8 protein-coding genes are annotated in these 8,796 nt (G+C 67.8%); all 8 read left to right on the top strand.

Annotation, left to right across the window (positions count from 1 at the left end):
* Positions 1–243: 243 nt before the first annotated feature.
* Entirely contained in the window at positions 244–837 is a 594-nt protein-coding gene (locus BHE97_RS18235) for a cupin domain-containing protein (RefSeq protein WP_140400253.1), read from the top strand.
* 41 nt (positions 838–878) lie between these two features.
* The gene (locus BHE97_RS18230; protein ID WP_170931493.1) at positions 879–3,134 is read left to right on the top strand and encodes a SpoIIE family protein phosphatase; all 2,256 of its coding nucleotides are present in this window, start codon (positions 879–881) and stop codon (positions 3,132–3,134) included.
* A 134-nt stretch (positions 3,135–3,268) separates the two neighbouring features.
* On the top strand, positions 3,269–5,983 hold the full coding sequence (gene mbhE / locus BHE97_RS18225) for a hydrogen gas-evolving membrane-bound hydrogenase subunit E (protein ID WP_087625468.1): 2,715 nt from the start codon (positions 3,269–3,271) through the stop codon (positions 5,981–5,983).
* Positions 5,980–6,294 (top strand): cation:proton antiporter subunit C, encoded by a 315-nt coding sequence (locus tag BHE97_RS18220; protein WP_087625467.1) that lies wholly within the window; start codon positions 5,980–5,982, stop codon positions 6,292–6,294. The genes mbhE and BHE97_RS18220 overlap by 4 nt, the downstream gene beginning before the upstream one ends.
* On the top strand, positions 6,291–7,766 hold the full coding sequence (locus tag BHE97_RS18215; protein WP_087625466.1) for a monovalent cation/H+ antiporter subunit D family protein: 1,476 nt from the start codon (positions 6,291–6,293) through the stop codon (positions 7,764–7,766). The genes BHE97_RS18220 and BHE97_RS18215 overlap by 4 nt, the downstream gene beginning before the upstream one ends.
* On the top strand, positions 7,763–8,113 hold the full coding sequence (locus BHE97_RS18210) for a Na+/H+ antiporter subunit E (protein ID WP_060747523.1): 351 nt from the start codon (positions 7,763–7,765) through the stop codon (positions 8,111–8,113). The genes BHE97_RS18215 and BHE97_RS18210 overlap by 4 nt, the downstream gene beginning before the upstream one ends.
* A 94-nt stretch (positions 8,114–8,207) precedes the next feature.
* Positions 8,208–8,465, top strand: a complete 258-nt coding sequence (locus tag BHE97_RS18205) for a monovalent cation/H+ antiporter complex subunit F (RefSeq protein ID WP_087625465.1) — start codon at positions 8,208–8,210, stop codon at positions 8,463–8,465.
* Positions 8,462–8,782, top strand: a complete 321-nt coding sequence (locus tag BHE97_RS18200) for a monovalent cation/H(+) antiporter subunit G (RefSeq protein WP_087625464.1) — start codon at positions 8,462–8,464, stop codon at positions 8,780–8,782. The genes BHE97_RS18205 and BHE97_RS18200 overlap by 4 nt, the downstream gene beginning before the upstream one ends.
* The last annotated feature ends 14 nt before the right edge of the window (positions 8,783–8,796 follow it).

Here is an 8,796-nt window from a genome sequence, read left to right as displayed (position 1 = left end):
GACAGTGATGGGTGCCTGCTGGCACAGGGCTCCTATGAGGTCACGAACCCCTCGCTGGTGAGTGCGACGAGCCCCGCAACGGATCGACCGACAGATCCCGTTGAAGACCCTCAGTCAGTCAGTCGCTGAGTCAGGACGACCGCTGCGGGGCTCACCCACATCATCACTGTCAGTCATGGGACCAGCCTGCGCGGCGGCACATGAAACGGCAAGTGAAATTGCTGGTATGGCAAACTAGGTCATATGGACTCGATCGATGCGGCTCTGTCGGGGGTGGGGGAGAGGCTGCGTGCGGTGCGGCGAGGGCGTCACCGCACGCTCGCTCAGGTCGCCGAGGCCACCGGCATCTCCGCGAGCACGCTCTCGCGGCTGGAGTCGGGACAGCGCCGGCCGACCCTCGAGCTGCTGCTCTCCTTGTCGATCGAGTACGCGATCCCGCTCGACGAGCTCGTGGGTGCGCCGGCGACCGGCGATCCGCGGGTGCACGTCCGCCCGGTCCGGCGAGACGGGCGGATCATCCTCCCGCTCAGCCGCGGGACCACCGGGGTCATGGCCTACAAGCAGATCATCCAGGGCCGCGATGCCCCGGCGACGCCCACGCCCAGGGCCCACCCCGGCTACGAGTGGCTGTACGTCCTCAGCGGACGGCTGCGGCTCGTGCTGGGCGATCGCGACATGATCCTCGAACCGGGAGAACCGGCCGAGTTCGACACCCGGACCCCGCACTGGTTCTCCGCCGCGGGACCCGATCCCGTCGAGATGCTCGCCCTCTTCGGCCCGGAGGGTCAGCGAGTCCACGTGTCTGCGCCGGGCGATACCATCGTCGAGACCGGTTGAGCAGTCAGGCGGTTCCCGACGATCGAAGGGACGACGTAGTGGTGCCCGAACGACCACTAGCTGCTCACACTCCGGCCTACGAGCCAGCGACGCTGACCACCTGTGATCGTGAGCCGATCCATATCCCCGGTGCGATCCAGCCGCATGGCGTGCTCCTGGCGCTCGACCACGAGTTCCGCATCGTCGTGGCCTCCGAGAACGTCCAGTCCGCCCTCGGCGTAGCCGTCGAGGAGTTGATCGGCCGCGAGCTCGCCCACGCGGTGGGCGTGGTCGCCGCCGCCTCCGTGGTCGCCGCCGTCGGCGACGAGGACCTCACCGAGCCGATCCACCTGGTGCTGCCCGATGATGTCCGCCGTGGCACCTTGCTCGGCGTGCTCGTCGACCTCGTCTTGCACCGCTCCGGTGAGCGCATCGTCGTGGAGATCGAACCGGAGGACTTCGTGACGCAGCGGCGCGTCACCTACCGGTCGGCGCGCGCCGCCATGAGTCGGTTGACCGAGACTCAGACCATCACGGAGCTGTGCGATCGGCTCGCGGTCGAGATTCGCGAGCTGACCGGCTTCGATCGTGTCATGGTCTACCGGTTCGATGAGGAGTGGAACGGCGAGGTCGTCGCGGAGCAGAAGCGCGATGACCTCAACACCTTCCTCGGACTGCACTATCCGGCCACGGACATCCCGGCGCAGGCTCGCCGCCTCTATACGGCCAACTGGACGCGGCTCATCGCCGATATCGGCTACACGCCGGTCGCCCTCGAGCCGATGCTGGACCCGGACACGGGCTCGCCCCTGGACCTCAGCTTCTCGACGCTGCGCAGCGTCTCGCCGATCCATCTGGAGTACCTGCACAATATGGGCGTCACGGCCTCCATGTCGGTCTCGATGGTCCGCGACGGCGAGCTGTGGGGTCTCGTGGCGTGCCACCACTATTCCGGTCCGCATCACGTGGCCCACGACGTCCGGTCCATGGCCGAGTTCCTCGGGCAGACCGCTTCCCAGCTGATCGACGAGCGTGAGCGATCCGACTCCCGCGTCGAAGAGCTCTATCTGCAGGCCGTGCTCGCCGGCATCACCGCACGCTTGGCCGCCGATAGTCGCCCACCGCTGGAGGCGCTGATCGACGACCCCGCGTTGTTGGATCTCGTCGGCGCAGACGGGGCGGCGCTCTGGGACGACTCCGGCCTGCACACTCTCGGTGAGATCACCCGCGACGAGGAGGTGCTGAAGCGCGTCGTCGCACTCACGCGCAGCGATGACGACGCGCTCGTCGAGTCCAGCAGCCGCCTCACACGACTCGATCCGGAGCTGGGCGAGATCGAGGACGCCCCCGCCGGTGCCCTGCTGGTGACGCTGCCGGGTGGCTGGTTGCTGTTCACGCGCAATGAACTCGTCGAGGTCGTCAGCTGGGGAGGAGATCCGCGCAACAAGGACCTCGCGCTCGCGGAGAATCCAGAGATCCGGCTGAGTCCGCGCAAGTCCTTCGAGAAGTGGCGCGGAGCGGTCTGCGGGCGTAGCGCTCCCTGGCGCTCATGGCACCTCGAGACGGCGGATCGTCTCCGGCAGCTGCTGGAGGCCAAGATCGTGAGGCGCTCCCGGGAGCAGATCGCGATCGCGGAGTCCCTGCAGCGCACGATCGTGCTCGACGAGGGCCCTGAGGTCGAGGGCCTGAGCGTGCTCGCGCGCTATCGTCCCGCCGAGGGGCAGCAGCTGGGTGGCGACTGGTGGGACGAGATCGTCTTGCGGGACGGTCGTACCGCCTTCGTCGTCGGCGATGTCGCGGGGCACGGTTTCATGGCGGCGACGGCGATGGCGCAGGTCCGCACGGCGTTGCGGGCCTATCTCGATGACGCACGCTCGCCTGCCCTGGCGCTCGACAAGCTGGACCGGTTGATGGGTTCGCTCGTGCCCGGACGCACCGCCACGGCGCTCATCGCGATCTTCGACAGCCGCGACCTCACTCTCGAGCTGGCGAGCGCGGGTCATCCGCCCGCGATCCGTGTCCACGACGGTGTGGCCCGCCAGATCGAGGTCGAACCACGTCCCCTGCTGGGGCTCGGTGTCGACGGCGGCCCGTCGGCGCGATTGCAGTTGACCTCGCATGACATCGTGCTGATGTTCACCGACGGCCTCGTCGAGCGGCGGCAGGTGCCGATCGACGAGTCCCTGGAGATCCTGCGGCGGGCGAGTGAGGGAGGTCCGCGCGACGCCCCCTTGCCTCAGTGGGCCGATGCGCTGCTGGAGGCGGTCCCGGGGACCCTCGACGACGACACCACCCTCGTCGTCCTCCGCGTCGACTGACTGATTCTCGCTGATCTGCCCTCAGCGCTGACTGGGCGAGGGGTTGCGGACGGCATGCCCGCGCCCGGTAGACTCCGTCACGGTGTGCCGGGAAGTCTGGTCGGCGATTCTGTCATCGACCCCGGAAAGCCCTCATGACCTTGATCGGCCTGCTCGTTGGATGCTGGGCGCTCACAGCGTTCGCCCCGGCCCTGGCTCGCGTACTCGGTGCTCGTGCCGGCTGGCCCTTGGCCGCTGGTCTGCTCGCCCTCGCTGGTGCCGCCGTGGCGTTGGGTCGCGACGGCACCGTCCATCAGTCCATGCCGTGGATTCCGTCGATCGACGTCTCCTTGAGACTACGATTGGACGGACTGTCGTTGGTCTTCGTGCTCCTGGTGCTCGTCGTGGGTGCCGTGGTGATCGGCTATTCCACGTCCTATCTGCGCGGCAAGGCGACTGCGGGCTACTACGCGCTGATGGTCGGCTTCGCGGCAGCGATGACGATGCTCGTGCTCGCCGATGATCTGATCTTGATGTTCGTGAGCTGGGAGCTCACCACGCTCTGCTCGTATCTGCTGATCCTCCGCTCCGGTCCCGATGCCGCGCCCTCCGCCACCAGGACCCTGCTCATCACGGTCGGCGGCGGCTTGTCTCTGCTGGCCGCAGTCTCGACCATCGTGGTGGTGACCGGGACGACCCGGCTCAGCGCTGCCCTCGCCGATCCCGCGTGGTCCGAGCGGCCGGCCTTCGCGACCACGGTTGCTGTGCTGGTCGCGGTCGCGGCGATGACCAAGTCCGCGCAGTTTCCCTTCCATGCCTGGTTGCCCGATGCGATGGTGGCCCCGGCGCCGGTGAGCGCCTATCTGCACGCGGCGGCGATGGTCAAGGCCGGCATCTATCTGCTGTTGCGCTTCGCGGATGCCGCCTCGCATGCGCCGGTCTGGTCCGTGCTCCTCATCGCGGTGGGCCTCATCACCTCGGTCATGGGGGCGGTGTTCGCGCTGCAGCGCACCGACCTGAAGGCTCTGCTCGCCTATTCGACGGTCAGCCACCTCGGTCTCCTGACGCTGACGATCGGCATCGGCACCACCGCCGCCCTCACCGCCGCGATCGTGCACGTCGTCGCACATGCGTGCTTCAAGTCGGCGGGCTTCATGTACGTCGGCCTGCTGGAGCAGCGGACTGGTACGCGGGAGATCCACGAGGTGAGCGGTCTCGCTCGGAGCATGCCGGTCGCCTCAGTGATGATCGTGCTGGCGGTGGCGGCGATGGCAGGACTACCGCCCACCTTCGGCTTCGTCAGCAAGGAACTGATCCTCGACGGTGTGCTGCACGGCCGCGGCTGGTGGCTGGCGATCGCGGTGGCTCTGTCCGCGGCCATCACCGTCGCGTACTGCGGACGGATGCTGGTGTGGACGCTGCCCGGTCGAAAGACCGAATTGCGCCCGACGGCGGGCACCCGGCCCATGGTCGTGGCGGTGTCGATCACGGCCGTCCTCGCAGCCGGCCTCGGTGCGGCTCCCGGGGTGCTGGACGGACTGGTCGGTCGGGCGATCGTGGCCGCCGGCGGTGATACCGGCGTCCATATCGAGCTCTGGCATGGTCTCACGCCTGCTCTCGGGCTCTCGGTGACAGCGATCGTGCTCGGCGTGGTCTTGATCCTCGCTCGGCGCAGTGTGGAACGGCTCCTGGATCGACGACTCTTCCCCGGCAGCGGTGTCGCCGCGGCCGATGCTCTTCAGCGGTGGACGATCGACGGCGGCCGCCGCATCGGCGACCTCACTCGTACCGACGCCCCGGCGACCCACCTCGCCGTGCCGATCACGCTCATCGGGGTCATCGGTCTCGGTGGTCTCCTGGCCTTCACCCCCGCGGCCACCGGTACCGCCTTCGAAGCCACGGATATCGCGATCACGATCTTCGTGCTCGCGGGAGTCGTCGCCGCCATCACTGCCCGCACTCCGCTGAGTGCCGTGATCAGCGTCGGGATCGTCGGCTTCAGCGTCGCCGTGTGGTTCTTCGCGCTCGGAGCCTCCGATGTCGCCCTCACCCAGTTGCTGGTCGAGATCCTCACGGTCGTCATCATGGTGCTCGCCCTGCGACACCTGCCGGATCATTTCCCCACCGTGGCGATGCGGACCCAGCTGCGTCGGCTGGTGCCGGCGGCAGCAGCCGGAACGGTGGCCATGTTCGCGACCCTGGTCCTCACCGGCAGGCCGGAACTATCGGCGGCCGGGGAGTGGTTCGTGCGATACGCCGAGGCCGAGACCGGCGGCAGCAATATCGTCAACACGATTCTCGTCGACTTCCGTGCGCTCGACACGTTCGGCGAACTGGTCGTCCTGGCGGTCGCGGCCCTCTCGATCACAGCACTATTGCACGCCCGTCGGCAGGTCACGCGACCCGAGTCGACTCCGGCCAATCGACTGCTCGTGCCGCCGGAGCCCAATATGGTCTTCATCAAGGTGCTCGGCCGGGTGCTCGTGCCGCTGATGATCATCGGGTCCGTCTACGCGCTGTTGCGCGGGCACAATGCTCCAGGCGGGGGCTTCATCGCCGCGCTGATCGGGGCGGCGGCTCTGGCCATGCACTACCTGGCCGCCCCCACCGATGATCGAGCGCAGTCACCTCTGCCCTACCTGCCGATCGCCGGTGCAGGCATCGCGGTGGCGGCGATCACCGGCTTCATCGGCCTGGCGGAGGGCTCGTTCTTGAGACCACTGCATGGCGATCTGTTCGGCTATCACTTCACGACGGCCCTGGTCTTCGACCTCGGCGTGTACCTGGCGGTGTTCGGTGTGATCCTCGGTGCCTTGAACCAGCTCGGCATTCCGCGCGCGGGAGCAGGCCCGGCGGGTGATGTCCGATGATGCTCGCCATCTCGGTCGGCCTGCTCATCGGCGGGGCGGTGTTCCTGATGCTGCAGCGCACCTTCCTGCGTGTGATCCTCGGCTTCGTGCTGCTGAGCCACGCGGTCAATCTGCTGTTGTTCAGCGCCGGTGGCGCTGGACGTCGCGAGGAGCCGCTCGGAACCGGTCTGGTCAGTTCCGTCACTGCCGATCCGCTGCCTCAGGCCTTCGTGCTCACGGCCATCGTCATCGCCTTCGCGATCACGATGTATCTGCTCACCTTGGCCGTGACGGGACGCAGTGAGGGTGATGACGAGGAGGATGAGCGATGAGTCCCGAACTCCTTCCGCTCTTCGTCGGCGCCCCGCTGCTCGCCGCGGGTCTCACGGCCTTCGCCGGCGAGGGCCGGCGCTGGCCCGTGGCCGTGTTGTTCCCGATGCTCATCGCGCAGCTCGCCGGAGCCGGCTGGCTCATCTCCGCGACCAGGGACGGCGAGGTGCTCGCTCACGGTGTCGGCGGTTGGGTGCCGGGCATCGCCATCCCGTTCGCAGGGGACATGCTGGCGGCGCTGATGCTGCTCTTCACCGGCTTCCTGTCGGTCATGTGCTCCTGGTACGCCGTGGCTGCCGGGGTTGGCAGGCTGCGACTCTTCGCCCCGCTCGTGCTGGCGCTCACCGCCGGTGTGAACGGTGCTCTGCTCACCGCGGATCTGTTCAACCTCTTCGTCTTCATCGAGGTCATGCTGCTCCCCTCGTACGGGCTGCTCGTCCTCGCCTCGCGCGGTCGTGGCACCGTGCGCTCGGTCACGGGCTCGCGCCTGTACGTGACCTTCAATCTCTTCGTCTCGACCCTCTTCCTGGCGGGCGTCGGTCTGGTCTATGGAACTGCCGGGACCGTCAACCTCGGTGAACTGGCGGGAGTCGCCCAGGCGGACGGGCGAACGGCGATCGGTGCCGGGGTGGCGCTGGCCGCGCTGATGATGAAAGCAGCGACGGTCCCCACGCACGGTTGGCTCGCGCGAGCGTATCCGTCGACCTCGCCGGCCGTCACGGCGCTGTTCTCCGGGCTGCACACCAAGGTGGCGATCTACGCGATCTACCGGCTCTACGCGGTGCTCTTCGACGGTGACCAGCGATGGCTGGTGATCGGTCTGGTGATCTTCTCGCTGACGATGGCGATCGGAGTGCTCGGCGCGGTGGGGGAGCAGACCACCCGCTCGATCCTGGCCTTCCACATGGTCAGCCAGATCGGCTACATCCTGGTCGGGGTCGGGCTGTTCACCGTGGCGGGGCTCGCGGCGGGATTGTTCTACCTGTTGCATCACATGGTGGTGAAGGCCTCGTTGTTCCTGTCGACCGGAGCAGTCGAGGACACCTACGGCTCCAATCGGCTCGATGAGCTGCGCGGCATAGGGCGTCGCGAGCCGGCGATCGCTGCGGCCTTCGCGGTCGCGGCTCTCTCCCTGGCCGGCCTGCCGCCGTTCTCGGGCTTCGTCGCCAAGCTGACGCTGATCATCGCCTCCATCGACGCCGGGCAGATCGCCGTCGCGGTCGTCGCGGTCGTCGTCAGCCTGGTGACCCTCCAGTCGATGCTGAAGATCTGGAACAACGTCTTCGTCTCCCCGCTGCCGGAGGGTGAGAGTCCGCGGCGTCGGATCGGCTGGTGGCTCGCTGCCCCGGCGGTGGCGACGGCGGCGGTCACGGTGGTCCTTGGGCTCGGCGCGCAGTGGCTGCTCGGTCTGACCGAGGTCGCGGCCGACGGCCTGCTCGACACGACGACTTATGTGACGGAGGTGTTGCGATGACCTGGCCGTTGAGGTTCGGATGGTTCGTCGTCTGGTACGTGGGCGCCGTGTTCGCCAGTGCCGGACAGGTCATGCGCGATATCGCGACTCCTGGCCGTCAGGCGACGCCGCGGGTCGTGCGGATGCCCTGCCGGTCAGAGACCGACTTCCAGGTCGCGGCGATCGGCGCGCTCATCACGCTCACGCCCGGCACGCTGACGATCGGCGTGGTGGAGCGTGAGGGCGGTCGCGATCTCCTGGTGCATTCGATGTACGACCCGGACAATCCGACGGCCATCGCGAACCTGCGGGACATGGAGGAGCGGATGCTGCGTGCTCTGACGAGACGGGGTGAGGTGTCGGCATGAGCGAGCGTAGAACCGGGATGTGCTCCCCATTCGTCGATCAGCGGAGGTCTCGGTGGACGGATAGAGAGCAGGTCTCGGTCCAGGAGGTGTGGGCATGACCGGAGTCGAGATCGCGATGATCGGCGTGGCCGTCGCCATCGCGCTGTCGATCGTGCGCATCGTCATCGGCCCGACCCCGGCGGACCGGGCCGTCGGCGCCGACCTATTGAGTTTCGGGCTCATCGCCGAGCTGGCGCTGCTCGGAACACGGCTCGGGCGGATGGGCACGTATGATCTCGTGCTTGTGGCCACCTTGGTGGCCTTCCTGGCCGCCGTATCGCTGGCGCGGGTGATGGTCAGGGGGCGGCGATGAACTGGTACGAGTGGCTGGGACAGAGTCTCGCGGTGATCGGTGCCGTCATCTTCGTGATCGCCGGAGTCGGACTGCTGCGGTTGCGCGATGTGTATATGCGGATCTCGGCGGTGGCGACGGCGGCTGGCCTCGGTGTGGCCTTCGTGGTCGGCGGCACCGCCCTGGTGGACCCCGACCTCGACGATCTCGTCAAGGTGATCATCGCCATCGCCCTGCAGCTGGCCACGTCAGTGGTGGGCGGTGTGGCGATCGCGCGCTCCGCCGTGCTGTCGGGCCATGGCTTCGACGACACCGATACGTCCGACCTCCACGACTGACAGTGATGATGTGG

Source organism: Aeromicrobium sp. PE09-221 (assembly GCF_002174305.1).
Taxonomy (GTDB): Bacteria; Actinomycetota; Actinomycetes; order Propionibacteriales; family Nocardioidaceae; genus Aeromicrobium.
Note: the sequence above shows the minus strand (reverse complement) of the source record. Positions and strands in the feature narration are given on the sequence as shown.

Bases quoted from the DNA above. Each gene is read 5' to 3' on its own strand.
- BHE97_RS18235 (WP_140400253.1), top strand. From the start codon at position 244: ATGGACTCGATCGATGCGGCTCTGTCGGGGGTGGGGGAGAGGCTGCGT.
- BHE97_RS18205 (WP_087625465.1), top strand. From the start codon at position 8,208: ATGACCGGAGTCGAGATCGCGATGATCGGCGTGGCCGTCGCCATCGCG.
- BHE97_RS18220 (WP_087625467.1), top strand. From the start codon at position 5,980: ATGATGCTCGCCATCTCGGTCGGCCTGCTCATCGGCGGGGCGGTGTTC.
- BHE97_RS18200 (WP_087625464.1), top strand. From the start codon at position 8,462: ATGAACTGGTACGAGTGGCTGGGACAGAGTCTCGCGGTGATCGGTGCC.
- BHE97_RS18215 (WP_087625466.1), top strand. From the start codon at position 6,291: ATGAGTCCCGAACTCCTTCCGCTCTTCGTCGGCGCCCCGCTGCTCGCC.
- BHE97_RS18210 (WP_060747523.1), top strand. From the start codon at position 7,763: ATGACCTGGCCGTTGAGGTTCGGATGGTTCGTCGTCTGGTACGTGGGC.
- mbhE (WP_087625468.1), top strand. From the start codon at position 3,269: ATGACCTTGATCGGCCTGCTCGTTGGATGCTGGGCGCTCACAGCGTTC.